Origin of the sequence: Chitinophaga sp. (assembly GCF_036566945.1) — a bacterium.
Lineage (GTDB): Bacteria > Bacteroidota > Bacteroidia > Chitinophagales > Chitinophagaceae > Chitinophaga.
This window is the reverse complement of sequence record NZ_DATCVJ010000476.1, coordinates 1-25,581: the sequence shown is the minus strand read 5'-3', so window position 1 is coordinate 25,581 and position 25,581 is coordinate 1. Positions and strand designations below refer to the sequence as shown.

19 protein-coding genes are annotated in these 25,581 nt (G+C 45.8%); 7 read left to right on the top strand and 12 right to left on the bottom strand.

The genetic code is table 11. The features are described 5' to 3' along the window. On the bottom strand, positions 1-1,737 hold a 1,737-nt coding region (gene katG, locus VIP81_RS14630), incomplete at its 3' end, for a catalase/peroxidase HPI (RefSeq protein WP_331961973.1). A gap of 277 nt (positions 1,738-2,014) precedes the next feature. Then, positions 2,015-3,436, bottom strand: a complete 1,422-nt coding sequence (locus VIP81_RS14625) for a PLP-dependent aminotransferase family protein (RefSeq protein ID WP_331961970.1) — start codon at positions 3,434-3,436, stop codon at positions 2,015-2,017. Positions 3,437-3,530: 94 nt separating this feature from the next. Between VIP81_RS14625 and VIP81_RS14620 the strand changes: the two genes are divergently transcribed. Continuing rightward, positions 3,531-4,424, top strand: a complete 894-nt coding sequence (locus VIP81_RS14620) for a DMT family transporter (RefSeq protein WP_331961967.1) — start codon at positions 3,531-3,533, stop codon at positions 4,422-4,424. A gap of 59 nt (positions 4,425-4,483) precedes the next feature. Here VIP81_RS14620 and VIP81_RS14615 read toward each other — a convergent pair whose 3' ends face one another. From VIP81_RS14615 to VIP81_RS14580, 8 genes are all read right to left on the bottom strand, one after another. Continuing rightward, positions 4,484-5,038 carry a cysteine hydrolase family protein gene (locus tag VIP81_RS14615; RefSeq protein WP_331961964.1) on the bottom strand — a complete coding sequence of 185 codons (555 nt, stop codon included), beginning with the start codon at positions 5,036-5,038 and terminating at the stop codon, positions 4,484-4,486. 71 nt (positions 5,039-5,109) lie between these two features. Then, on the bottom strand, positions 5,110-5,694 hold the full coding sequence (locus tag VIP81_RS14610; protein WP_331961961.1) for a Crp/Fnr family transcriptional regulator: 585 nt from the start codon (positions 5,692-5,694) through the stop codon (positions 5,110-5,112). 145 nt (positions 5,695-5,839) lie between these two features. Then, a complete protein-coding gene (locus VIP81_RS14605; RefSeq protein WP_331961958.1) occupies positions 5,840-8,521 on the bottom strand; it encodes a GH116 family glycosyl hydrolase in 2,682 nt (893 codons plus the stop codon). Positions 8,522-8,580: 59 nt separating this feature from the next. Further along, positions 8,581-9,741 carry a DUF1735 domain-containing protein gene (locus tag VIP81_RS14600; RefSeq protein WP_331961955.1) on the bottom strand — a complete coding sequence of 387 codons (1,161 nt, stop codon included), beginning with the start codon at positions 9,739-9,741 and terminating at the stop codon, positions 8,581-8,583. A 23-nt stretch (positions 9,742-9,764) separates the two neighbouring features. Continuing rightward, complete coding sequence (locus tag VIP81_RS14595) at positions 9,765-11,717, bottom strand: RagB/SusD family nutrient uptake outer membrane protein (protein WP_331961952.1); 1,953 nt, start codon at positions 11,715-11,717, stop codon at positions 9,765-9,767. A 10-nt stretch (positions 11,718-11,727) separates the two neighbouring features. After that, a complete protein-coding gene (locus tag VIP81_RS14590; RefSeq protein WP_331961949.1) occupies positions 11,728-15,069 on the bottom strand; it encodes a TonB-dependent receptor in 3,342 nt (1,113 codons plus the stop codon). 212 nt (positions 15,070-15,281) lie between these two features. Beyond that, entirely contained in the window at positions 15,282-16,364 is a 1,083-nt protein-coding gene (locus tag VIP81_RS14585; RefSeq protein WP_331961946.1) for a FecR family protein, read from the bottom strand. 68 nt (positions 16,365-16,432) lie between these two features. Next, positions 16,433-16,987: an RNA polymerase sigma factor gene (locus VIP81_RS14580; RefSeq protein WP_331961943.1), complete on the bottom strand. Its 555-nt coding sequence runs from the start codon at positions 16,985-16,987 to the stop codon at positions 16,433-16,435. Between the two features lie 322 nt (positions 16,988-17,309). Between VIP81_RS14580 and VIP81_RS14575 the strand changes: the two genes are divergently transcribed. The 5 genes from VIP81_RS14575 (at position 17,310) to VIP81_RS14555 (ending at position 23,848) form a co-directional block, all read left to right on the top strand. Further along, positions 17,310-17,939, top strand: a complete 630-nt coding sequence (locus VIP81_RS14575; RefSeq protein ID WP_331961940.1) for an RNA polymerase sigma factor — start codon at positions 17,310-17,312, stop codon at positions 17,937-17,939. A gap of 80 nt (positions 17,940-18,019) precedes the next feature. Then, positions 18,020-19,003, top strand: a complete 984-nt coding sequence (locus VIP81_RS14570; protein ID WP_331961937.1) for a FecR family protein — start codon at positions 18,020-18,022, stop codon at positions 19,001-19,003. A gap of 80 nt (positions 19,004-19,083) precedes the next feature. After that, positions 19,084-22,428, top strand: coding sequence for a TonB-dependent receptor (locus VIP81_RS14565; protein WP_331961934.1), 3,345 nt, complete (start codon positions 19,084-19,086; stop codon positions 22,426-22,428). A 19-nt stretch (positions 22,429-22,447) separates the two neighbouring features. Continuing rightward, entirely contained in the window at positions 22,448-23,272 is an 825-nt protein-coding gene (locus VIP81_RS14560) for a hypothetical protein (protein WP_331961931.1), read from the top strand. A gap of 108 nt (positions 23,273-23,380) precedes the next feature. After that, positions 23,381-23,848, top strand: coding sequence for a hypothetical protein (locus VIP81_RS14555; RefSeq protein ID WP_331961928.1), 468 nt, complete (start codon positions 23,381-23,383; stop codon positions 23,846-23,848). Positions 23,849-23,913: 65 nt separating this feature from the next. On the opposite strand, the gene VIP81_RS14550 is transcribed toward VIP81_RS14555, so the two are convergent. Next, positions 23,914-24,291 carry a hypothetical protein gene (locus VIP81_RS14550; protein WP_331961925.1) on the bottom strand — a complete coding sequence of 126 codons (378 nt, stop codon included), beginning with the start codon at positions 24,289-24,291 and terminating at the stop codon, positions 23,914-23,916. Positions 24,292-24,547: 256 nt separating this feature from the next. Here VIP81_RS14550 and VIP81_RS14545 point away from each other — a divergent pair, with 256 nt between their 5' ends. Beyond that, positions 24,548-24,937: an STAS/SEC14 domain-containing protein gene (locus tag VIP81_RS14545; RefSeq protein WP_331961922.1), complete on the top strand. Its 390-nt coding sequence runs from the start codon at positions 24,548-24,550 to the stop codon at positions 24,935-24,937. Positions 24,938-24,972: 35 nt separating this feature from the next. Here VIP81_RS14545 and VIP81_RS14540 read toward each other — a convergent pair whose 3' ends face one another. After that, positions 24,973-25,449 carry a hypothetical protein gene (locus VIP81_RS14540; RefSeq protein ID WP_331961919.1) on the bottom strand — a complete coding sequence of 159 codons (477 nt, stop codon included), beginning with the start codon at positions 25,447-25,449 and terminating at the stop codon, positions 24,973-24,975. Positions 25,450-25,581 lie beyond the last annotated feature (132 nt).

Sequence of the window (25,581 nt, the reverse complement as noted above, 5' to 3'; positions counted from 1 at the left end):
AGTGTGTCCTGCATCTTTTGCTGCTTTTTCAACGCCTGTCGCACCGGCCAGTACAATCAAATCTGCGAGCGACACTTTTTTGCCACCTGATTGTGCGCCGTTAAATTCTTTCTGAATGCCGGTTAAAGTCCCCAGTACTTTTTGCAGTTGGGTAGGATTATTTACTTTCCAGGATTTCTGCGGAGCCAGTTGAATACGGGCGCCATTGGCGCCACCGCGTTTGTCGGAGCCACGGAAAGTAGAAGCCGAAGCCCATGCTGTACCCACCAGTTCAGATACGCTTAAGCCGGAAGCCAGTATTTTTGTTTTCAGCGCAGCAATATCATTTGCATCTATCAATGGGTGATCTACTGCAGGAATAGGATCTTGCCAGAGCAATTCTTCTGCAGGTACATCCGGACCGAGGTAACGTGCGCGGGGCCCCATATCGCGGTGCGTTAATTTAAACCATGCGCGGGAAAATGCATCTGCAAATTCATCTGGATGTTCCAGGAAGCGCCTGGATATTTTTTCGTAAACCGGATCTAATCGTAAAGACAGATCGGTGGTTAGCATGGTAGGGCGATGTTTTTTTCCACCATCATATGCATCAGGAATAATATCGTCTGCATTTTTGGCTACCCATTGGTTGGCGCCGGCAGGGCTTTTAGTTAGTTCCCATTCAAAACCAAAGAGGTTTTCAAAGAAGTTGTTACTCCATTTTGTGGGCGTTTTCGTCCATATTACTTCCAGTCCGCTGGTGATGGTGTCTGCACCTTTACCGGAACCATAGCTATTACTCCAGCCCAGTCCCTGTGTTTCCATATCGGCGGCTTCAGGTTCTTTGCCTACATGGGTAGCGGGAGCGGCGCCATGGGTTTTCCCAAAGCTGTGACCGCCGGCTATCAGCGCAACGGTTTCTTCATCATTCATCGCCATGCGGCCAAATGTATCGCGAATGTCTTTAGCGGCGGCAATAGGATCAGGATTACCATCGGGGCCTTCGGGATTCACGTAGATCAGTCCCATTTGTACGGCAGCCAATGGTTTTTCCAGGTTGCGGGAATGGATATCACCGTCTGCATCATCGTCTGTTACCACTACACCATGATTTTCTGCCACGCCGGGAGAGCCATGTGCATAACGGAGGTCGCCACCCAGCCAGGTGGTTTCAGCACCCCAGTATACTGATTCATCCGGTTCCCATACGTCCTCACGTCCGCCGGCAAAGCCAAATGTTTTAAAGCCCATGGATTCCAGTGCTATGTTGCCGGTAAGGATCAGCAGATCTGCCCATGAAATTTTGCGACCATATTTTTGTTTGATAGGCCACAGCAGTCTGCGGGCTTTATCGAGACTCACGTTATCGGGCCAGCTGTTGAGTGGGGCAAAACGTTGTTGTCCTGCACCTGCGCCACCACGACCATCACCTACACGGTAGGTACCTGCACTATGCCAGGCCATACGAATGAACAAGGGGCCATAATGGCCAAAGTCGGCCGGCCACCAGTCCTGTGAATCCGTCATGAGTGCATGAAGGTCTTTTTTCACTGCTTCCAGGTCCAGGCTTTTAAAAGCTTCGGCATAGTTAAAATCTTCCCCCATTGGGTCTGACAAGGACGAGTGCTGACGAAGGATACTTAGTTTTAACTGGTTAGGCCACCAGTCGCGGTTCCTGGTGCCACCACCGGCAACGTTGTGTTTCATAGCGCCATTATGAAACGGGCATTTACTGATGTCGTTTAACTCTTTTTCCATTTTTGAATGTTTAGGGTACGAAATGAACACATGCCTGCACCTGGTATTTGTGCAGTATGATAAAGTTATGGTATTGAAGTAATAATCACAATCAATTAATTTCTATGTTTCAATAGTTAAAATCTATTAGCGTGTCATTCACGCGGCAGCAGTTGGCCCGGGCCGCATCATGGAAAATTGAAAGTCTTCAGATGGCAGGATTTGAAGGCTTGTACTATATAAAACACGACGATGATTTATTTGTTCATTACCACGGCATCAGAAAAACGGCATCTCTTCATCCGGTCTGCATCCGTTTCGCCAGGTTGCCGACTTGTTTTAATTTAAGTTTTATTTGCTCCGACCAGGGCAAACCGATGCAGAGTCGCATACAGTTTTCAAATTGATCCTGCAGGGTAAACATTCGTCCTGGTGCAATGCTGATGCGTTGTTTAATTGCCAGATCATATAATACTGCCGTATCAATTTCCGCCGGAAATTCTACCCAAATAGAAACGCCGCCCTGGGGTCTGCTGGTTTTAGTGCCTTCCGGGAAATAATCGGCGATGGCATGGATATAATGTTGATAGTTGTCCTGTAAGGTGCGGCGAAGCTGGCGCAAATGATTTTCATACTTAGCCGTTTTTAAGAAATTGGCGACAGCTTCCTGCGGAATAGCAGGAGAGGAGAGGGCATGCACCAGTTTTAATTGCAGCAGTTTTTCCTTGTATTTACCCGGTGCTACCCAACCTACGCGGTAACCCGGCGCCAGTGTTTTGGAAACGGAACTGCACCATAACACATTTCCCGTGGTGTCAAATGACTTACAACATTTGGGGCGTTGTGTACCGAAATAGAGATCGCCATAAGTATCATCTTCAATCAGTGGAATATGATGTTTGGACAAGAGGGTAACGATTTCTTTTTTATGTGCTTCGGGCATACAGCTGCCCAACGGCGTGTTGAAGTTAGGTACCAGGAGACAAAGGTTGATATGGGGAATGGCTTTTTTCAGGGCATCTATCTCTATACCTGTAACAGGGTGTGTGGGTAGCTCCAGTACTTTGTAACCCAGGCTGATCGCGAGTTGCAGCACACCGGGGTAAGCGGGGCTTTCTATGGCAATGGTGTCTCCCGGTTTTCCCAGTGCCATCAGGCAAAAGGAGAGTGCGTTCATACCACCGTTGGTAGTGATCAGATCATTTTCATGGAGGTTGCCTCCCCATGCTAAAGAGCGGATGGCAATCATGTTCCGCAATTTTACATTGCCTTGCAAGGGTTCATAGGTAGCCCCACCTCCGCTGAGTTCCCGGAGGGCCTGTACGATTTCCTTTTTCAGTTTTGCCAATGGCAGCAGGTCGCCGGAAGGCGCTCCAACGGAAAAAAGTGTGAGCGCATCATTTCCCATATTGGCGTACACTCTGCTGATCAATTCATCCGGTTCGTTGTTGTTGGCCAGCGTAGAAGGATTGCTCACTGCAGGAAGTGGGAGTCTGGGATAGGGGCGCCGGCTCACAAAATAGCCGGACTGCGGTTTGGCGTCGATGAGTGATTGTGCTTCCAGTTCCAGGAATACTCTCTTGGCGGTGTTCATACTAATTTTATGTTTCTCACATAGCATTCTTACAGAAGGCAGGCGGTCTCCCGGTTTCAATACACCGCTGTTGATCTGGCCGGCCAGTCCGTTCGCGATTTCGTTATATAGAAAATCTTTGCTCATGGTACAAATATAACTGTGTCCATTAAAGTTACTAAAACTGTGACTGTGTTTGTCGGCTCTTTTTGTCTTCTTTTGTATAACAATTAAGTACATCATGAATAGTAGTATATCAATTCCGGAGAAATCAGTCAACAGTAGCAGTGGTTGGATAAATGGGTTTATAGGTGTACTGATATTCAGTGGTTCGCTTCCTGCCACCAGGGTGGCGGTGCTGGATTTTTCGCCGGTATTTTTAACGGTAGCACGGGCGAGCATCGCGGGGCTGCTGGCCGTTTGCATTTTAGGGGTGTTTAAAGAAAAGCGACCCGCAAGGGCACATATTTTCCCGTTGGCAATGGTGGCCATCGGTGTAGTCATTGGTTTCCCGCTATTAACGGCGCTGGCATTACAATATGTTACCTCTGCCCATTCCATTGTATTCGTAGGAATGTTGCCACTTGCCACGGCCATATTCGGTGTTTGGCGGGGAGGAGAAAGACCACGGCCTGCGTTCTGGATTTTTTCTATTGCCGGAAGTTTACTAGTGATAGGTTTCGCGGTGGCGCAGGGACTTTCTGCTTCACCTATGGGTGATATCCTGATGTTGAGCGCTATTATTTTATGTGGACTTGGCTATGCCGAAGGTGCTAAATTATCCAGGACACTGGGAGGATGGCAGGTGATCTGCTGGGCATTGGTGTTGTCATTGCCTTTTGTAGCACCCGTTACATATTTCTTCCTTCCATCTTCCTTTAGTGGCATTGGTGCCCCCGCCTGGCTGGGACTGGCCTATGTTTCCTTATTCAGCATGCTGATTGGTTTTATTTTCTGGTATCGCGGACTTGCGCAGGGAGGCATTGCAACCGTAGGGCAACTACAATTGTTACAACCATTTTTTGGATTAACATTGGCGGCTACTTTACTGCATGAACAGGTAAGTATGGGTATGTTGGGAATTACGGTAGGTGTGATTGGCTGCGTGGCAGGTTCAAAGAAGTTTGCGAAATAAGAAGTGACAAAGTTCCCCTCCAGACGAGCGAAACGTTGGAGGGGAATGGGTTTGAAATACTATCGTTTCATAAACTCCGCTGCGGTGATCACCTGCGCATAAAGCCCGTTAAGGGCCGTCATCCCGGCGAGGTAAGCATTGTTTATTTCTCTGGCTGCTATGGTTTTGCCAAACAGGGAACGATCCCGGGTAGCACATGCATCTCCAATAACGGTAATGCTGAATCCCAGGTCCATGGCAGCTCTGACGGTGGCATCTACGCAAACATCTGTCATCATACCGCAAATAACCAGGTGGGTAATACTGTTTTCCTGCAAATATGCTAACAATGCTGTTTCTCTGAAGCTATTCGGATAATTTTTTGTCACTACTTTTTCGTGGGCAAGCGGCGCCACGTCCGTATGTATTGCTGCGCCATGCGTGTCCGGGAGGAAGAAATCGGCGCCCTCATTTACAGCGAGGTGCTGTATATGCACGATGGGCACGTGTTGTTGTCTGGCTGTTTTTAATACAGCTTGTGCCTGTTTTCCGGCTTCGGCAGTATTTACGAGGGTGTGGGCACCACCCTCGTAATAATCATTTTGTACATCTACGATCAGCAACGCTTTTTTCATGTGTGATTTTTTTAGATCACAAACTTAGCAGATGGTTGTTTTCTAAAAATTGAACTAGTTCAAAAACACGTTTACCGGGAGGATAATTTTTTTCTGATTTTACTTAGAAATTCATGTGAGATGCCCAGGTATGCCGCCAGCTGTTGCTGGTTGAGACGTTGTTCCAGCTCCGGATATTTTTCAATAAATTCCAGGTAGCGCTTATCAGCTGTTTTGCCCAAGGAAGAAATGACCCTGCGCTGAAATGTTACCAATGATTTTTGGTTCATGATGCGAAACATCTTTTCTACTTTGGGGAGGGTTTCGTACAAAGCATCTTTATGCAGTTTGCTGATGACAAGTACTTCACTATCTTCCAACGCTTCAATATTAAGGGTAGATGGGCGTTGGTTGATAAAACTGTCGATATCCGTTGCCCACCAGGTTTCTGTGGCAAAATATAGAATTTGTGCATCACCGTTTTCGTTAGAATAATAAATACGGAAACAGCCTTTCGTAACAAAAGCTTCGTATTTACAGATGTCGCCTTCGCGCAATAGGAATTCTTTTTTCTTTATTTTTTTGAGATGGAAATGGGCAGTGAACTGTTCAAATTCCGTATCCGTAATGGGGATGTATTGTGCTATATTCTTCCTAAGTAATTCAAAATCGGTCATAAAATATCCATTCTGCGTGCTTAATTAGTTAAAACAAAATGGAAGTTATGATATTTTAGGATAAGCATATTAAAGCAGCAAACCCGCGACGATGAGTGCACGGGCCTGCTGTTTCCTTTTGTTGGGGTAATATTTATTTATGAGATCAGACAAGCTGTATCTGTAAGTTTTCGCCCTCCTGTAAAATCAGTGCCGGAGAAAACAGAATGTTCATATTTCCCCCGGATGCCTGCAATGTAGCTTTCACTTTCTTTCCATTCACCGTAGCGGCCACCATACTTCCTGTGCCATGCAAGCTGAGTGTTTGGAGTTGCAGGGAACCGTAACGGAGGTCAATGCTGCAATGCATGCCGCCGTTGTTCACCTGCTGCTGGAAGGTACCCCATCCTGCTGCTGCGGTGAAAGGCGCTTTGAATTGCTCTCTGCCCCAGGCGGGAGCAAATCGCAGGTATCCTTTGGGACCATGATATTCGAAACCGCAGGCGGTAATGAAAGTACCGTAGCTGGCCATGGCACGTGCATAGTGATCACTGCATTCTATTTCATTAAAAGGATTGCGTTTAGCGCCATGGTACCGGTCGTGGATCGCATGTGTGAGTATGAGTGCTTCATCTGTCATTTCTTCTGCCATCATATGACTGGCTACCTGGTGTTCAAATCCCGACATGCACTCGTGGAAATATCCCAGCTGCCAGGTAGCGTTTTCGCCGTAGGCAGCTGCTTCGTTGCGTGGGTTGGTGTTCATGATCATACCGCCTTCTCCTGCCAACGCATAAGGGCGGCCACCAAGGTGGGTTTTGATATAAGGGCCTACGTCCATGGTAAAGTTATATTTCCATAACGCGCGTAATGCGGAACGTGTTTGTTCGCGATCCCAGAGCCTGCCCAGTCCTGCCTGAAATGCCCAGCTTTGTCCGTATACCTGGTCAATATGACAAGTGTTGTAAGAACCCAGTTTCTTGCGGCCCTGGAGCTGATCCGGACGGTGGATGAAGTATTCGCCGTTGAACAAATGTTTGGACATGTTGGCGCTTCCCTTTTCTACATAATCTTTACAGCGGGTAGCGAAGGCAGTATCTTTCATTTCTCTGGCCATGTATTCCGCGGCGCGGGCAGCGGCTATACAAAGACCAACGATCCAGGCAATTTCTCCTTCCCAAACCGCGTCGAGGGTATTTTCCATCGGTGTGTCGGTCATGCCATCGCCGTTTTTATCCTGCGCTAACATAAAGCTCACGGCTTTTTTTATTTGCGGCCAGTTTTGACGAAGAAACTGATCGTTGGCGCTCATCTGGTGTTCGCGGTAGATGCGGAGGATGGTACCTGCTTGTCCGTCGATGGCGGGGCGCGATTCATATTCAGCGCGGAAAATAATGCCACCGTCTTCCTGCATGGCGATGCCGAGATCCGTGCGTTGGCGGGTATCGCTTTCCAGTGAAGGGAATATGCGGCCCATTGCCTGCGCGTACTGCCACACATGGGTGCAGGTGCCTTCGCAGGCATTCACACCTTCCCAGCCCCAGAAACGGCCATCTGCAAAACGGTAGGTGTTGGCGGTAGCGAGTGTGCCGATGTTCAGGAACGTACGCTCCAGGAACCAATGAGGTAATGTAGCATCATAGTAGGTTTCCTTCCAGCGGAGGGTATTGCCCCAGAGTGTTTCAAATCGTTGTGCAATGTAAGTGCCTACTGCTGCGGCATCGGCGAAGCGACTGCCATAATGGTAACCGGCAGCAGCATCCTTCAACCTATCGGTTTTTTTCAGCGGATGATTAAAATGCCAGCTCAATACAAATTGCGCCTGCAACGTTTCACCGGCGGCCAGTTGCTTTTGCGGACCTGCAATGGATGCTATCAGTTTTTCATCTGCATTCGTAGATGCTTTACCGTTAGCCGCCGTGAAAAAATCCACCTGTACTGGCCAGGGATTCGCGTGGGTGTTGGCAATGGCACCCATACCAATATAAGTAATGCAGGTAGTGCCTGCATCCGGTTGATCTGTTTTTCCATCGGCAGGTTGGAAGGTGGATGAAATTTGCGTGTAACCGGTGCCGTTAGTGGCTGTGTTTGACTTTTCTCCTCCTCCTTTTTTTGCCGTGATTTTTCTGGCGCCGTTTTCGAACCAACCTGCCACTGCCGCATGAACAGGCTGTCCGGAAATGTTTTTGATACTGATATCGAATATAGTGGCAGGCATACCACTGTTATCTGCATCCAACGGAATGAAAATACCACCGGCGTTCAGCGTTACTTCCACTGGAACCTGGCGATGGCGGTAACGTACCGTGGCTACAGGGTAGGTGGCTTCAAAACTTACTTCTTCCCAATCTTCTTCCTTCAACTCCAATACCTGCGTTTTACCACCGGTTTCCACCAGTACGGCAAAGCCCTGCTCCAATACGCGGTGGTTGGCAGCGATGGCAGGTTCCACATAGCTGGCGCCATCTCTGTTATGAATATTTCTTTCAGATACGCCATCATTCCAAAGAACCGTTTTCGGATCAATGCCTTCCCGCTCATCGTTGAAGATGCTCCAGAGCCATAAGCGGCCATCGCCACCAAGGTAAACGGTGCCGGTATGTAATCCACCTGCGGGCATCCCGATGTAGCGGAGTTCATTTTTTGCTTTGGTGTATAGTGTCGGTTGGCCACGTTCATACAGGGAGCGAATCCAGGAAGGATCGAGTTGCTTGTCTACCGGAATGTTGTGCTGTGGTACCAGTACACCGGAATAGTTTTTTCTGCCCTGCGCCAAACCAGTGAGCCGCAGGCTGAATAGACCTGCGGCTACGATACCGGTTTGACGAATAAATTTTCTCCTTTCCATGCGTCTTTTGTCTGTTGTTATGTTGTAGTAGCGAATAGTTGTTTATAGAGAGATGCCAATCACTGGGGTAGCCAGTAATTAAATCCCCTGCTCTTTACATCCAGCCAGCTTTGAGGTGCAGGCCATCCGCTGCGTACTACATCCAGTGTGAAATCTGAATTTTCATAGGTCAGTACATCTGTGTAATCTTTTCCGATAACATTCTTATAGTGGATCGTCAGCGTTTTGAGCCGGGGATCATAAAAGTTATCTTCGCTCGATTGTTGTACAGTGGCATAAGCAAAGGTAGGCGCGGGGAAGTTGGTATTGCCTGCCAACACGGGTTCCATCCTGTAAATCCCGAAGTCTCTGTCTACCAGTGTAAGTACATTATACATCCAGCCAGCGCTGTGCAAACCGAATACTTCAAAGCTCCAGGCGCTGCTGCCCCAGATAATGTATTTATCGTTGAGCAATGGATCATCCGAGATGCTCAGCGGCGTAATGAATTTATATTTTCGGAGTCTTCCATCGGGATTGTTTTCTCCCCCGTTGCCGGCCAGTTGTACAGAATAGTATCTGCCAATAGGGATTTTTGGAATGGGGAATCCCGACCAGTTCACGATTTTATCCTGCGTAACCAGCAGGCCTGCAATCATGAATTGGGTATACTGTCTGCTTAAAGGAATTTTATCGGCACTGGTGATCTTCAATGGAAATGCGAAGTCTTCATAGTCTTTCATTTTTGCTCTTTCAAGCGGCACATCAAATATGAGGGAAGAAGAAGAGGTTCCTTTTTTGATCACGACAACAAAGCCCTGTTCTTTTTCGTCGTAAGGAACATTGACCGTATAGTTGGCCGCATCAGGGATTTTTTTGGCGGTATTTTTCAGGATATTATAATCTTCCAGTGTTTCGTTGTCGAAAGCTACAATTACCTTATAATCCTGCGCCGCCGGCAGTGATCCACCGATGCCTACTTTGAATTTTATCTGTGCGGTAAAAATTTTCGTGTCAATGATGGTATCCGAATCGTACTGGGCATTCTTATATTTTAAAGTATCCACGAAGGTATGTGCCGGCAGATCGGATATTTCCCTTTCTGTGGCGGACGTGGATGCGGAAGAAATGATGTAGACTTCCTGTTGGTAAAACTCTTTGTTTTCGTAGTCAGGTTTACCACAGCCGCCAGCAGCGACCATAGCGAGTAGTATAGAAAGTGAGCTATAAATGCGTTTCATGAGATCTGATTTAATTAAGTGAACTACCATCCGGGATTTTGTGTCAGTGTACCCCAATAGTTGGCTACCTCCTGATAAGGGATGGGTAGAAAATAGTTCTTGGGTCTGAATACATATCCGTCGATAACGGCACGATCGTAGAAGCTGCCATCGGGGGCCAGATAATTGCATCCGTATACAAGACCACCCATACCGATACTGTTACCCCAGTTATCACGGGTTGTTTTGCTGGCATCTTTCCAGCGGCGTGAATCAAAGTATCTTCTTGCTTCAAATGCCAGTTCTACATATCTTTCCCGTTTAATTCTTTCCCTGGTAATTTCCTTGCTGGCGGGTGTGTATCCGGGCAGGCCGGCACGGAATCTTACCAGGTTGAGGTATTTTAATATATCGGCATCGCCGGGAGCATATTCGTTTAATGCTTCTGCGTAAGACAAATAAATTTCAGCCAGCCGTATTACGTGATAGGGTTTATCAAAGCTGCCACCTGCTTTTTGATCATCGTCTGCTACCCATTTTACAATAGAATAGCCGGAGCGAACGGAAGGTCTGTCGGATTGCAGGAAGCCGTCGAGCGCATTGGCTTTGTAATCGGCATAATAAAAGGTGCCGTTATTCTGTTGGTAGCCGCGCCCTATAAATCCAACGGTGGCATAGAACCGTGCTTCCCGGTTAAGGCAACGTGCAGGTACTTTTGCATTGGAGTTAGCGAGATTAAAGCCGGTGATAATAGGCGTACTGGCATCCTGACCGGAGCCTTTGATGTAGTACTGATCGCCGCCTTCTGCCACACCAATGTCGTTATATAATTTCCTGTTTTCTTCATCAATGGTAGCGCCGTTGTTCATAAAAAAGGCATCTATCATTTTCTGTGTAGCACATACCCTGCCTGCGAATTGAGCGCCTTCACCATTGTTATAATTCCGGGGGAATCCGAGAATGGAGAGGTTGTAAGTTTGACTGGGTAAATTCACCAGCCAGATCGCTTCTTTGTTCCAGTAGGCTTTGCCTCCGGTAAACAATCCTTTGAAGGAGCGATACGGATCTATGCCTGCAGGACCATTGGGCCAGGGTACATTATTACCGGGAAAGTCGCCCAGTGGAACCGTCAGGGCATTGGGCCCGTTGGCCGGTACGGTGTACAGTTCGTATTTTCCGAGGTCAATAACTGCTTTGGCAGCATCAGCAGCTTTCTTCCACTTCTCGGGATCGGCGGTAGGGGAAAAGTAGGCTTTTCCTTTAGCGTCTTTAAAGTTGCTGTACTCCGGGTTCCCATTTACCAATGGGCTGGCATCCCATAACAACACCCGTGCTTTAATAGCCATGGCAACTTCGCGGGAAGGACGACCTGATTCAGAACTCAGTACTGCTTCTTTCACCGGCAGCAGATTAATACAGGAGTCCAGTTCTGATACAATGAAGTTCACACATTCTTCTTCGGTATTCCTGGTAGTGGGGAGTTCTTCTGTTTTGGAGTAATCGATTGTTTTGCTAACAATGGGAAAGGGACCATATAGTTCCAGCATTTGCGAGTAAAAAAATGCGCGCAGAAATCTGGCATCTGCTGCATATCCTTCTACTTCGCCGGGTACCAGCAGTTTATCGTTTGCTTTGTGATAGTTTTCCAGGAAAAGATTGCAGGTGCGGATAGCTCTGTAATAGGAGGCCCAGAAATTATAAATAGGATTATCTGCGTTGAATTTGCCCTGGGCAAAAATGAGATCGTTGTAATTGTCCAACCCCGCGTGTCCCTCGTCGTAGTTGGTATTAAATGGCCAGCCATTGATCATGTCGGTATAGTTGGGTATATCGCCATAACAGGCGGCCCAGGCTTTCCGGATGTCTATGCGCTGTGTCCAGATGTTGTTGAGATTATCTACTTCATTCAGATATTCATCTGCTTCCAGGTAATGGCAATTCACAGATGAGAAAAGGAACAACAGGACTACAAGTATTTTTGATATGCTATTTTTCATGAACGTCTTTTTAGAGGTCTAATCCAATTTCCAATCCCAGAGAGATGGTTCTTTTTAAAGGATAGGAATACGGCGAATATTGTTCAGGATTCCAGTCCTTGAATTTGGAGAAGGTGATCACGTTGTCGCACCTTCCGTAGTAGTAGATACTTTTGAATAGCGATTTATTCGTTTTTGGTCTCCAGGTATAACCGATTTCCGCATCTGCGATTCTGAGATAAGAGGCTTCTCTCAGCCAGAAGGTAGAGGTTTGTGAATTGTTCTGGTTATCTGTTCCAAATCCCAGTCGTGGATAGGTAGCATTCGGATTTTCGGTGGCGGGATTGCCGGAATAAGAGGCCGGTATCCAGTGGTTTTTTACAGCAGCGGTGTATACAGCGCCATTTTCATTACCGCCGGCGTTATATGGGTTGAAAGGAATTCTGCCGCCGGAGATGCTCCGGAACATGTTTAGTTTGCCAATAGCGCGGGTGGCAAACGTCCATTTTTTGTACTGCATATCAATAGCGAGAGAGTAAGTCCATTTCGGAAGTACATTCCCGGTCCATATTCTGTCGTTGGGTGTGATAACACCATCACCGTCGATATCTTTGTATTTAATATCGCCGGGCATTACCGGGTTCCAGGTTTGCACGGGACTATTATCAATATCTTTCTGGTCTTTAAACAGTCCTAATGCGATGTAATTCAGGCCACGGCCATAGTCAAGTCCAATACCACTCTGGTAGGCGACTTTTGGGTCCAGTTGTCCGTTTTCCAGGATCTTGTTTGTATTGTAACTGACAATGCCTTTGATATAGTTAATCCTGAAATTATTCCATGATTTGGCGTAAGTGAGATCGAAGTCGATACCTCTTGACCTGGTGCGGCCCAGGTTCGCCATAGGCGTAGCCGGAAGGCCCAGGGTGGCAGGTAAACGGCTTAGGTAGATGAGCTGGTCCTTGTTGAGATATTGGTAGGCATCGATCACCAGTTTCATGTCTCTGAAGAAACCTATCTCCATACCTAAGTTCAGTTTCTGGTTACGCTCCCAGGTGAGGTTCAATTGTTCTAATCTGGATTCGCCTACACCGGAAATGTAGGTGCCGCTGCCTGCCGCCTGACCAAACCCAAAGGTATAACCATCAACGAAGCCGGTAGTGGCCATGTAGCCGAAGCGGGTGGCATTACCGGAGGAGCCTACTGTTCCATAGGATACCCTGAATTTGAGAAAGTCTACTACTTCTGAGATACCGCCCCAGAATTTTTCTGAAGAAGGTACCCAGCCGAAACCGATAGAAGGGAAGCTGGACCAGCGTTTGTCGGGCGTAAACATTTGTGACCCGGATGCGCCGAAGTTGATATCCGTGAAATATTTATTGGCCCAGCCAAAGGTGACTCTTCCTGCAATGGATTGCTCATGGGTTGGCAATGCATTGATCAGCAACGCTGCACCGTCTCCTGAAGGTGCGTCCGTCAGGTATTCGCGTTGTTTGTATAATAACAATCCTGTTACTGACAGCTTATTAAAAAAAGTTCGGACATAGTTCATACTACCCTGTAATTCTATCACTCTGTCGCCCGTAGGTGCGGTGTAGAAAAAATGCATTTTGTCGTCCACATCGGGTGTCTTATTGATAGTGACCAGGTTGCCGTTTTCATCTCGGCCGGTGCCCATGTAGCTATTCGCATAATCGGGGGCATGACGCTGGTAGTTTTTGTAATACTTGTGTGTGTAAAAATTGCTTTTAGTAAAAGAAGCGATACCATTCACGAACAGTCCCTGGGTAAGCCAGTCCAGTTTCTGTGTCAGGTTTAGATTGGTAGACATGTAGTTGGCATACTTCTTAATGAAGCCGGTTTTATTTAACAGGGAATACGGATTGGTGATCCCTATTGGTTCTTCCGGTGCACTGCCATCGGAATATTCTGCGGGGAACAGGGTAGGGTTGATCGTATTCATGATATCGAGCAAATTATCTACGCCCTGTCCTGGTTCCGCAGTCGTGTTGTATCGTCCGTCGAATCCAATGCCCAGCGAAGTCGTGGGCGTTAGGTCGGCCTTCACATTGGAGCGGAAGTTGAACTGGTTGTAGTTGGCATTGGCGTTCACATCATTCTTGGTGTTGAACATGCCTTTCTCGTTGTAGAAGCCGCCGGACATGTAATAGGTTACCGCATTGCCGCCGCCGCTGATGTTGAAGTTCGCTTTGGTAGCCGGATTGTTTTGCTTCACCATGGTTTTATACCAGTCTACATTCGGGTAGAAATCCATATCCTTGTCGCCAAATTTGGCAATTTCTGCATCGGTGTAAAAAGGCCGCTTATCTCTCACCGCGAGGGCTTCATTCTTCATTAGGGCATAGGTAGGCGCATCTACCCACTGCGGTTTGTAGGAGGCGTTGTTAATGGATCTGGAGGCCGACACGCGAATGGTGGGGCGTGCCGCCACTTTACCGGTTTTAGTGGTAATGATAATGATGCCGTTAGCGCCTTCCAGGCCGTATACTGCGGTGGCGGACGCATCTTTCAATATCGAAAAAGTAGCGATATCGTTTGGATCTACGTCGTCGATATTTCTTCTGAGTCCATCGATCAGGATCAGTGGCGCGGAGTTACCGGTCACAGAATTGATCCCGCGGATGATGAAGGAAGCGCCGTCTTGTCCGGGTTGTCCGGACTGTTGCACAAACGTGACACCGGCCACTCTACCTGCCAGCTGTGTGGTAAGAGAACGGGTAGGTGCTCTTAATTCGCTGGGATTCACGGTGGTGATGGCGCCTACTACGCTGACTTTCTTTTGTACGCCCATGGCGGTAACTACCACTTCGTCTTTTGTAAGACTTTCGGATTCCATCAGAATAGGGAATTTCCGGAGACTGGCAGCGGGAACTGTTTTAATATCTATTTCCTGGGATCTGAATCCTACGGAGGAAACCACCAGGGTAGAATATCGTGGAATATTGCCTAGGACGAAGTAACCGTTTTTGTCGGACACCGTTCCTACGAGTGGATTCGCTTTCAGGTAAATGCTGACACCCGTTAATGGCTGTTGCTGAAGATTAGTGATGGTACCGGAAATGGTAATGTTAGCGCCGGTGCTATCTCTTGCGGCGAGGAGTGCGGAACGTGGCGTGTGCAGTGTGACCAGTTTGTTGGAATTTACGCGGAAAGAGATATCTGTTTCTTTCAGAATAGCCGCCAATACACTGGTGATTTCCGCGCCTTGCCCTTCATAACTTCCGGCAATGCGGTCGAACATCGGATCCTCGGTATAAAGGAATCTGTAGGGCGTTGTTTTTTCGATGTATTCCAGCACTTCCCTGATTGGTTTTTTACCGGCGGGAACGCTCACCTTCTGTGAATAAGCCATTAGGGCTGGACTTAAACATAGTATAGTAAGAAGATACAGCAGTAGCTTGCAGCATTTTTTCACGTTCATGTAAATTTTGGTTTAATAAAATGAAGGGTATGGGCACAGCAGTTACCTGCAGACTTCATGACGTCCGCGAATACCTTAACTATGTCAAGCCGTTTGTGGTTTAAAAGTCGTTTAGTCGTTAGGGTTAGTCCCTACATAAATGTTTATTGGTTGATATAAATTTTATTGCCTGCACTCGTAAAATGAAATGGAATAGTTTGTTGCAATGCGGGAAGAATCTCCTGAATCGATTCGTCTGAGAAGGTCCCGGTGATGCGGATATCCTGGAATACGGTATCACTAAAATAAATGGATATATTAAATTTTCGTTGCAGTTCATTGGCTACGTCCTGGAACCTGGCGGCGCGGAATACTAATTTATTTTTTAGCCAGGCCATTTCGTCGAAGCTGCTGTCGGTGCGATTAAACATCATGTGTTGTAACGATACTGTTTCGGTGTGTGGTTCTTTCGCCGTAATTGGCGCGGTGTACCCGTTTTGCTTCTGATTAATGGTTACTTTTTCCCTTGGCCGGAGCAGGATGACTCTTTCCGGATCTTTTTCTGTTGTTAATTGAATGGTGCCGGTAAATAAGGATGTTTCCACCAAAGAATCTTCCGGGTAGGCTCTTACATTAAAAGTCGTTCCCAGTACCTTTACCTCCACACCTGTAGTAGATACGATCATGGGCATAGAAGGGTCTTTCTTCACATCAAAATATGCTTCCCCTTCCAGGCTGATTTGCCTGTTTTTAATACCAAAATCTTTGTCGTAGCTAAGCCGGCTGCCGGAGTTTAAGATTACCATGGAACCATCGGGCAAATGAACGGTTGTTTTAGCTCCCCGCTCTGTATTAATTTTATTGCCGAAGGTGCCGGAAGTATTTTGACTGAGCGCCAGGTATAGCAGCGTAACGGCTGCCAGGTTGCCCGTTGCAGCCAGGTAAAGTTTCGAATAGCGCCTGAGATGCTTCGTCAGACCCCATGTCGGGGGGGCTGGTATGGCATCCGGTGCAGGTTCTTCATTCCATCTGTGTGTATCGAGTGCCTGGCGAAGGCGTTTTTCGCTGCGTGCTATCGCAGCAGGATCTTCTTCGGTAACGACGTCCAGGTTGAAAACAGCGCTCAGGATTTCGCTTTGCTGGAATTCCTGCTGATGCTTTCGCAACAGGTCGTCCAGCTCTTCAACCTCGGGATCGGAGATCTCGTGATTAAATTTTTTAGCTAATAATTCCCAAATTCTGTCCATGAAGATGCCAGCTATTTATTATAAGGAGTGGTAAAACAACTGGTTACCCTTAAGAGCTGGAAAAAAAATTATATGGTGGAGAAAGTAAATGCCTTACTGAGTTTTTTTAAGGCAATGCCCATCTGTGTTTCCACGGTTTTGGTGGAGAGTCCCAGGATCTCGGCGGCGTCGCGGTATTTGAATGATTCCTCTTTGACCAACATGAAAATGAGCTTGCATTTGGGTGGAAGCTGATTGATGGCGGTATTGACGTGATGGAGCATTTCGGAAGAAATGAGTAGTTCTTCCGGAGACCGGGCTACTTCCAGCCGGAAATCTTCAATATTATCCAGTGGTTCGGTCAGATGTAGTTTTTGTTTCAGGAAAGTAAAGGCTTTGTTGCGGGCTATGACATATAAATATATGTCCGGGTTGATCACTTCCGATAATTTTTCCCGGCGTAACCATAACTGTACAAATACGTCGCTGGCCAATTCCTCGGCAGATTCGCGTTGTTTCACCAATGAGTGAATCAGCTTAAATATCCGGCTAAAATAGATGTTATGCAGTTTCACGAGAACAGCTTCTCCATCTGCACTCCGCAGTTGTTGGAATAAAAGTCTGGCTTCTGGTCCTCCTTGCATAACGGTTTGGTCAGTGTCTTACAGACAAAAGCTTGAATAATAGTAAGGTGTGAGCAATTAAGAGTTTAGTTGGACTGTTTAAATCAGCGCATTAAGTTAAGGTGATACTAATTGATTTACCAAGATTCAAGCAAAATAAGGTAAGCAAAAGTCAAAATAACATCAATATACAATCGCTGCATCACATGGAGGTGACGCTTTTAAATGGCTATTGTTACGAGATATTTGCCGGCGTAGTTATCATGTGGCAGTCGGAGTAACATTCAGTTAATACAGCGGGATTACCTTTATCGCTTCAATCAGTTTTTACTGCAATACCTATATGTTTCTACCGGATGCACTGTTGTCATTGACAGACGAAGAATTACTACATTTAATGCGGTCAGGCGATGAAAGCGCATTTGCTGTTATCTATGAACGATATTGGGATTCATTGTATCAGGGCGCAGGTAAGCGTTTGGGAAACGTACCGGAAGTGCAGGACATTGTGCAGGACATTATGGAAAGCATCTGGATAAAGAAACAACAGTTATCTACCAAAAACGGCTCACTGGCGCCTTATCTTTTTACGCTGCTTAAATACAGGATTATTGATACCCTTGCCTTTACCCGCAAGCAGGAAATCTGTTATCATGCACTCGGCCAGTTCCTTACTTTGCAGGAGCATCATGTGTTGGAAGGATTAATTTCCAAAGAACTGCAAGCTGCCATCGACGCGGAAATTGCCATTATGCCGGTTAATATGCAAAGGGTGATTCAGTTGAGTCGTCAACAGGATTGTTCTGTTGCCGAAATAGCCCGGGATTTATCCTTGTCAGAGCAAACCGTACGTAACCTGCTGTCACAGGCTGTTCGCCGGCTTAAAATCCGGGTAACCCATTTTTACAACGATGCTTCTCCAGACACTCATTCCATTTTTATTGTAACGGCGATCGCTGTATTGGGATTATAGAAGTTGTTTACAATTTGGTAACACACATCAGAAGTATAAAACCCTCTTTTGGCCAGTAATAGTACAGGAGATGTACTATTATGAATTTCTTTCAGCAAATTTTCAGACGTTATCAGCAGCATCAGTCGGACGAACAAGAACAGGAATTGGTAAACCGTTGGTACGATGCCACCGGTAATGCCCGTCGTCCTGCCTGGATGAGCAAGCAACATATCCGGAAAACCAAAGCCGACACGTGGGAAAAGATCGTGGCGGGTGTAGGATTGGAACAATCTCCGGATTGGAACGCGCCTGCCTCCGGTGTAAATCATTTACGGCTTGTCGTTCGCTATGCTGCCGCAGCCATGGTGGTAGGACTGGGCCTGTGGGGGATACTGCAATGGTTAATGCCTTCAACAGCAGCCCCCAATTTAATGGTGCAGGTGGATACTTATTCCACCGCGCGTGGCGTACGAAAGTATCTGCAGCTGGCCGATGGAACCGAAGTATGGTTGAATAACGGATCTGTGCTGAGTGTAAGAAAAATGGGCATTGAAGATCCTATCCGTGAAGTATGGTTGTCGGAAGGAGAAGCCTATTTTGAAGTCGCAAAAAATCCTGCAAAACCTTTTATTATCCACGTAGATGCTTTGCAGACAAAGGTATTAGGCACGGCGTTTAATATTCGCGCCTATCGGGAACTGCCGCAGGTACAAATCACCGTAACAGCCGGAAAAGTACAGGTAGTCAGTTCCGGCAGGGTGCTGGATACGCTTACCCGTAACATGCAATTGGACTATGAGCTGCTCAATGGCCGCTTTACCAGCAGCGAAAAAAATGTATCCTCCCAAAATAGCTGGTGGAATAACCGTTTCGTGCTCGACAATGCCCCTTTTGAGGAACTGGCACTGCGCATGAAACTACAGTATAATATTATTGTCGTCAGCAACAACCCGCGGATACAGCAATCGGCTTTTACGGCCAATTTCCCGCAGCATGCCTCAAAGGAAAGTGTATTGGCAACTTTATGCACGTTATATACTACCCGCTATACGGTTAAAAAAGATACCATCATCATTCATTAAAAAAAGCTGTCCCGTTAGAGCGGGACAGCAAAACAGCCATTGGGACATGGCTATTATTCCATTTAAATAATTGTAAAAGTATGCAAAAAAAAGACAGGCACCGTCAGGGTGAACGAAGCGCCGTACGCGCGACCCAAAAACTATTACTGGCAGGCGTGTTACTGTTGCTCGTTTGTCTGCAAAGCTATGCACAGGGCGCATTGGAGAAGAAAAGTACCGTAGATTTTCCTGCTTCTTCCTTAACACAAAGATTAAAAGAAATACAACATACAACAGGTATTACCATCGCCTTTGATGAAAATGAAACTGCTGGCATAAAAGTGCCGCCGGCAAATTTTTCTAATGCTACCTTGAAAGAAGTGTTACAAAAAACATTGACAGCCCTTCCTTTTAGCTGGAAGCTGACCGGAGAATCGGTGGTGATTATAGCACAACCCAAAGCCGTCACCGTTCCTAAAAAGGAGCCGGGTAAGGTAAGCGGTAGCATTATCGATGGGGAGAATGGACAGCCCATTGAAGGGGTGACTATCCGTATTGGTGATCAGGGGGCTTTTACAAATATAGATGGCGTATTCGAGATGGCTCTTCCAAAGGGAAGCTATACGGCTACTATCAGTTATATGGGTTATGGTACTAAAGAAGTGAGTGGAATTGAGGTAAATGATCATGCTACTTTTGCGCTCAACGTAACCCTGAAAAGGAAAAAAGGACAACTATCTGCCGTTGTAGTGAAGGCTTCTGCAAAAAAAGAAAGTATTGCGTCGCTGTTTACCCGGCAAAAAAATGCTGCTTCCTTATCAGATGGCATCAGTGCGGAACAAATAGCCGCCACGCCGGATAAACATATTGGTGAAACATTAAAACGCATCACAGGGGTAAGCACTACCGACAATAGAAAAGTGGTGGTACGTGGTATTGCTGAAAGGTACAACGTGGCTTTGCTGGATGGAAGTACGCTTCCCAGTACAGATGTACAGGAACGGGATTTTGAATTTAACCTGATCCCCAGTAACCTGGTAGATAATATTGTAGTGGCTAAATCCATCACACCAGACATGCTATACGGGTTTGCCGGCGGCCTGGTACAAATTACCACCAAATCAATTCCTGTATCCAGTTTTATAGCTATAAGCGGAGGGCTGTCTGTCAACTCACGCACCACCGGCAAAGATTTTTTGGGCTACCAGCGCGGTAAAAATGATTACCTGGGTTTTGACGACGGCGGTAGAAATCACTTCCCCGATGGATTATTCGATCTGAGTAATAAATACAATCCGAATGGACAAGAATCTCAAAATGAAATTAAGGCGCCGCAGATAGGGGAACAAAACAAACGTATTGGTGGCACAGAAAGACTAGGGACCCGCACCTATAAAGCAATGCCTTCGCAAAATTATCAGTTCAGTATAGGGAGATCTTATTCACTCAGCAATACCAAAGAACGCAAACTGGGTTTCGTTGGTTCCGCTAGTTACCGGAACACGCAAAGCAACGACTACATTGCTGACATGAGACGTGGCAGCTGGAGTCGCAGAGCCACCGTCACCGGAGATAGCTCAGACGTAAACACCGGTAACATGTATGGCTTTAATACTACCATCGGTACCTTACTGAATGGAGGTTTCAAAACGGAAAAACATCAGATCAGCAGCTATAATTTATACACGCATATCTATGACGACCGGTTTAGCCGCATTAAGGGCTGGAGTTATGAAGATCCTAAAAACGAGGATACCAATAAATTCCCTTTCATACAGGAAGACGACCGGCCCAAGTTCAGTGATTTGTTGCAAAACAAATTAAGTGGTACCCACCAGTTGGGTCGTGTAAAGCTAGTCTGGAATGTTTCCCGGGCTCATTTAAAAACGTTAGAACAGGATGCAGTTTCAGCCGGATTAAGAAGCCGGGAGATTGCTAATAAAGCCCCCTTGTTTGAATACGCACCCGGACAAGGCACTGATCCTGGATGGGGCGCGATACACCGGGATCAATATAGCTACCGGGAACGGAATCTGGCGGGTGATATTAGCGCAGCGATGGATGTTAAACTGGGAAAAACAACGCATACGTTTAAAACAGGCGTCAATTACCTGGATAAACATGCCTGGTACGACTGGACGGTATTGCCTATCGTGACAAAAGATGTTTTTAATAATCCTTATCCCGGTATTCCAATACAGCAGTGGGGCGATTATATGAGCATGGAGCAGCCTGCAAAGGACTTGTTTTATTTCCCCGGAGATTTTTCATTGAACTCCTTTGAAGGAAAGAGCGTCAACAAAGGTGCGTTTGTGATGTTCGACAGTAAACTGTTACCCAACCTGCGGGTGGTATGGGGTGTACGGGCAGACTATTTTAGATTGGATACTATAAAAAATGGCGCCAGCAGAGGGGAAGACAGGAGCATCAAATTGTACCTGGATGATTCCATAAGAACTTACTTTCTCCCTTCGGTTAACATCACCTACACACCGGTTAAAAACTTTAATGTGCGGGCCTCCTATGCAGAGAGTGTAGTGCGTCCCGGGCTGATGGAAAACTCCAGGTTTTCGCGTTACAACCCCACTTATGGTACGATTTTGAGAAGCCGGGGCGTTATCAGTACGGTGATCAAAAACTATGATGCCAAATTGGAATGGTTTCCGGGAGCCGGAGAAATAATATCTGTTGGATATTTTTATAAATATTTTGATAAACCAGCTGAATATTATGCCTATGACCAGGCGAATACCGGCAAGCCCGATATCCTTATTACCAACTCTGACTGGGCGAAAGTAAAGGGCTGGGAATTTGAAGTGCGTAAAAACCTGGGGTTTATTTATGCGGGTTCAAATCTGCTTGAAAATATATACCTGAGCGGCAATCTTACTTTACAAAAATCTCAGGTGAGAGCCCGGAACAAAGAGATGTTTGTAGATGTAAATGGAAAGGATTCTGTTGTGTACAGTTACCTGAAATATCCCCGTGCTTTATACGGACAGGTGCCTTTATTGTACAATGCCGGCATACAATATACGGGCAATCGCCTGGGATTAAACCTGGTGTATAATTACATGGGATACAAAACTTTTGTTACCGGCAGCGATCCTGATTTTATAGAGTACGAAAGACCGCGCGGGCAAATGGATGCCCAGATAAGTTACAAACTCCTCAAAGGTAAAATGGAAGCCAAACTCAATATGAGTAATCTGATGGATGCCCCTCATCGTTTCTTTATTAACGATAACTCCACGTTTGAGTATAAAGCCAACAGGCCTCCGACATATGCGGAATGGAATGATGCCTATCAGTACAAAGAGGGTTTCTCGGAAAAGTTTGAGGAAGGGTATATAGATAAAACCACCAATAAACAAATTGGAGATCGAAAAACATTGACCCGTTACGTGGGCCGCACCTTCAGCCTCGCCATTTCTTATAATTTCTAGTGCGCTAAAACAAAAAATCATGAAAAGGAGAACGAATATATTTTACCTGATGGTACCCTTGCTTTTATGCCTGGTGGCGGCGTGTGGAAAGGAAGGGGAATTAGTTGTACCACCTGTTCTGAAGACCATGCCGTTTAGCATGGATGGATTCATACTGGGCGAACCACTTGAACAGTATTTTGACGGTGTGAAAGTGCGCGAATTATATGGCAGCATAAGTTTGAGCGATCAGGCAAGTAAAATTGCGTTTGAGAAAAATGAAATTACCATGGAGCTGAGGAGGAAAAGCAATGGGGAAACCGTTTATCAGCAGAAATTTGATATCGGTAATGACACCAGTAAAGTTCCCATATTCTATTTTGATGGCATAAAGATGAATCATACTTATACCTATCCAACGCCACAGGGGAACGAGTACTTAGCTAATTTTTATTTCGACTTTCCCAAAGGCGCCGGTGCTGTAGATGTGGTAGTAGAGGTGGTGGAGTATTATTTTGATGAAAGTTTGACCAATCCATTAGTAATAGTAGATACTACTTTTATTCCGCTGGCGACCAATATTCAACCGGGAAAGTGGTCAGATTATATTGTCTTAAAAGAACTGCCGGAATTACCCAAACACCATCCTGCATCTGAGTTTCAGCCTTTCGTACGTATCAGAAAAGCAGGTGTAGCCACTTATTACGCATCTGTTAAAGGAGAAGAAAATGAGATCAATGTGGAATTACCTTATGCCTGGACCACAGCAGGAAAGGTGCAAAGTTTATTTATTGGCTGGCAAGCGATGGGGGCTGCTATATCCCTGAAACCGCAGCAGAACCTGGCAGATATTTTCAAACACTAAGCGAAAAAGAATGGAAAGCCTTCAAAGCAGTGCGTTTGAAGGCTTCCCTGTAATTCAGATAGTTCCCGCAAAAAATCCTTACTTTGACGGCGATACAATCAATCGTTTATGACAAGTCAGGAAAGGATCGCCTTTAAAACCGGTTTAAAACAAGCAGGGAAGCTACTCATCGCAGAGCGGATTGCCATGGCGAAATCGGCTATTGACAATGCGCAGGAGGCAGCTAATAGTGAAGGCAAAAGTTCGGCCGGTGATAAATATGAAACAGGAAGAGCGATGGGGCATCTTGAAAAAAATATGTATGCCCGGCAACAGGCAGAGAATATAAAGGAGCTGGCGAGGTTACAGGAGGTAAATACAGATGCTATTTATACCACGGCGCAATCAGGTGCTTTTGTACGCTGTGCGGAACAAGCTTTTTTTATTGGAGCAGGACTGGGAAAACAGCTGATAGATGGGCAGCCCGTCTTTTTTCTATCTCCCTATACCCCGCTGGCAAAATTATTACTGGATAAAAAAACGGGCGACAGTTTCCTGTTTAATAAAAAGGAAACTGTTATTCTGGAGATTTACTAACATTTACAATAAAACGTCGCCTTCTAATCCTGCGATTAGAAGGCGACGTTTTAATTAGCTATTGGTTATCTGTTACAATCTGCTGTCCATGCTTTGCTATCTCTTGTAAAATTTATCACCAGTTTATCTTTGCTGATGGTGATAAGACCAGTGCCGGAAGATCCCACGCTTACGAGGGAGTTATCATCTTTCTTTTCAAACTCCACACCTGTAAGGGCAGGAATAGCATCCGAAAATTTAAAGTCGTAACGGGTGCCTACTTTGGTAACGAAAACACTACCACTGGCCTGGCTGATGTTTTTATCGCCATCGATATATCCTACTTTACCTTTGAAAGTACCGGCAAAAATGTCCGTGTCTGCAGGATCGGTGCTTTTACTACAAGCGGCAAACAGCACAACTGATAAAAGCAATACGCCAATAATTTTAAGCATCGATTTCATAAAAATACTTTTTTGGTTATTCAATAATGATCAACCCTGAAAATGCAATTAGCGTACCAGAAGGGGTATATAGGCTCACGCTGTTATATAATCTGTGATAGTGATTTTTGACGCCTGTTTTTGTGTGAAGGAATACACAAAATGGGTAACTATGTTCCTGCAAGGCCGCAATACTGGCCCGGAGAGCGCTCGCTAAAGAGTGTGTCCGCTAACGGATTTAATGTACATTTGTAGTCACTCATTAAATTCGATTTGAATGCATGTACCAAACAACGTTGAACTGATTAAAGGGGAAATAGCGGATTATTACTTTGATAATACCGGTATTTTATATTCCTACTCAAAAAGTATTTTGAGAACAGTGGAAAATATTTCAAATAACATTGCATTGGTAAAACAGATCACCGGGAATAAAAAAGTACCGTTGTTGATTTATCTTACTAATTCTCCTGTACCTGATAAAGCCACCCGGAAATTTTCAACGGAACAATTGCCAAATGTATATACGGCGATGGCGATGGTGTCAAAACCTGGTTTGTCTAAACTGATCATGAATATTTTATTCAAACTAAAAACACCCCCTATTCCGATGAAGTCATTTACGAATGATGCCGAAGCAAGGGAGTGGTTGTTGCAGTATGTTTAAACAACCAGGAGGTTTTCTCCATATGATGTAGGTGTTTAGTTGAATTTGAAAACCGCCAGTGTAATAATCATCAAAAATCCTGCTATCTGTACCAGGTAGAATATCTTCAGCCGCAGCATGGCACTTTTTACGGGTTCAGATAGCGATATCGTGTTTCCGGCGATGTGTTTATTTAGTTTTGATTCCTGCCTTGCCTTTACTAAAAAGCCATTCAGCACAAGTAAAAGGAGGATCATCATTTTTATTTTGAACCAGATCATGTGCGCATATACGCCGGCGGTGCAAAACATTAACCCGATGCCCGACGTGATGAGGAGTGCTGCTCCTATACCCATGAGCATGGAGAGTTTTGCCATGAGTTCCAGCAAATGTACAGGCGATGCTTTGTCCGCTTCCAGGCGTCTGGAGAAGGTGTTGAAGGTCATAAAATCTACCACGGTGGTGCCGGCCATTAAGGTTAATCCTGTCAGATGAAAGATCAGAGAAATTTGTAATAAGATTTGTGTGTTCATATTTGCATCATTATTTAACAACACAAAAATCTATGATTGATCTTTCCTGTTCATGCACCCAGGTTAATAAATGTAGGAGGAGCGATTATTTTTTCGGGGGATTTTGTTAAACATGGATGATTTATCCAAAAA

Coding starts and splice junctions, on each gene's coding strand:
- VIP81_RS14625 (WP_331961970.1), bottom strand. CDS start 3,436: ATGAGCAAAGATTTTCTATATAACGAAATCGCGAACGGACTGGCCGGC.
- VIP81_RS14620 (WP_331961967.1), top strand. CDS start 3,531: ATGAATAGTAGTATATCAATTCCGGAGAAATCAGTCAACAGTAGCAGT.
- VIP81_RS14615 (WP_331961964.1), bottom strand. CDS start 5,038: ATGAAAAAAGCGTTGCTGATCGTAGATGTACAAAATGATTATTACGAG.
- VIP81_RS14610 (WP_331961961.1), bottom strand. CDS start 5,694: ATGACCGATTTTGAATTACTTAGGAAGAATATAGCACAATACATCCCC.
- VIP81_RS14605 (WP_331961958.1), bottom strand. CDS start 8,521: ATGGAAAGGAGAAAATTTATTCGTCAAACCGGTATCGTAGCCGCAGGT.
- VIP81_RS14600 (WP_331961955.1), bottom strand. CDS start 9,741: ATGAAACGCATTTATAGCTCACTTTCTATACTACTCGCTATGGTCGCT.
- VIP81_RS14595 (WP_331961952.1), bottom strand. CDS start 11,717: ATGAAAAATAGCATATCAAAAATACTTGTAGTCCTGTTGTTCCTTTTC.
- VIP81_RS14590 (WP_331961949.1), bottom strand. CDS start 15,069: ATGGCTTATTCACAGAAGGTGAGCGTTCCCGCCGGTAAAAAACCAATC.
- VIP81_RS14585 (WP_331961946.1), bottom strand. CDS start 16,364: ATGGACAGAATTTGGGAATTATTAGCTAAAAAATTTAATCACGAGATC.
- VIP81_RS14580 (WP_331961943.1), bottom strand. CDS start 16,987: ATGCAAGGAGGACCAGAAGCCAGACTTTTATTCCAACAACTGCGGAGT.
- VIP81_RS14575 (WP_331961940.1), top strand. CDS start 17,310: ATGTTTCTACCGGATGCACTGTTGTCATTGACAGACGAAGAATTACTA.
- VIP81_RS14570 (WP_331961937.1), top strand. CDS start 18,020: ATGAATTTCTTTCAGCAAATTTTCAGACGTTATCAGCAGCATCAGTCG.
- VIP81_RS14565 (WP_331961934.1), top strand. CDS start 19,084: ATGCAAAAAAAAGACAGGCACCGTCAGGGTGAACGAAGCGCCGTACGC.
- VIP81_RS14560 (WP_331961931.1), top strand. CDS start 22,448: ATGAAAAGGAGAACGAATATATTTTACCTGATGGTACCCTTGCTTTTA.
- VIP81_RS14555 (WP_331961928.1), top strand. CDS start 23,381: ATGACAAGTCAGGAAAGGATCGCCTTTAAAACCGGTTTAAAACAAGCA.
- VIP81_RS14550 (WP_331961925.1), bottom strand. CDS start 24,291: ATGAAATCGATGCTTAAAATTATTGGCGTATTGCTTTTATCAGTTGTG.
- VIP81_RS14545 (WP_331961922.1), top strand. CDS start 24,548: ATGCATGTACCAAACAACGTTGAACTGATTAAAGGGGAAATAGCGGAT.
- VIP81_RS14540 (WP_331961919.1), bottom strand. CDS start 25,449: ATGAACACACAAATCTTATTACAAATTTCTCTGATCTTTCATCTGACA.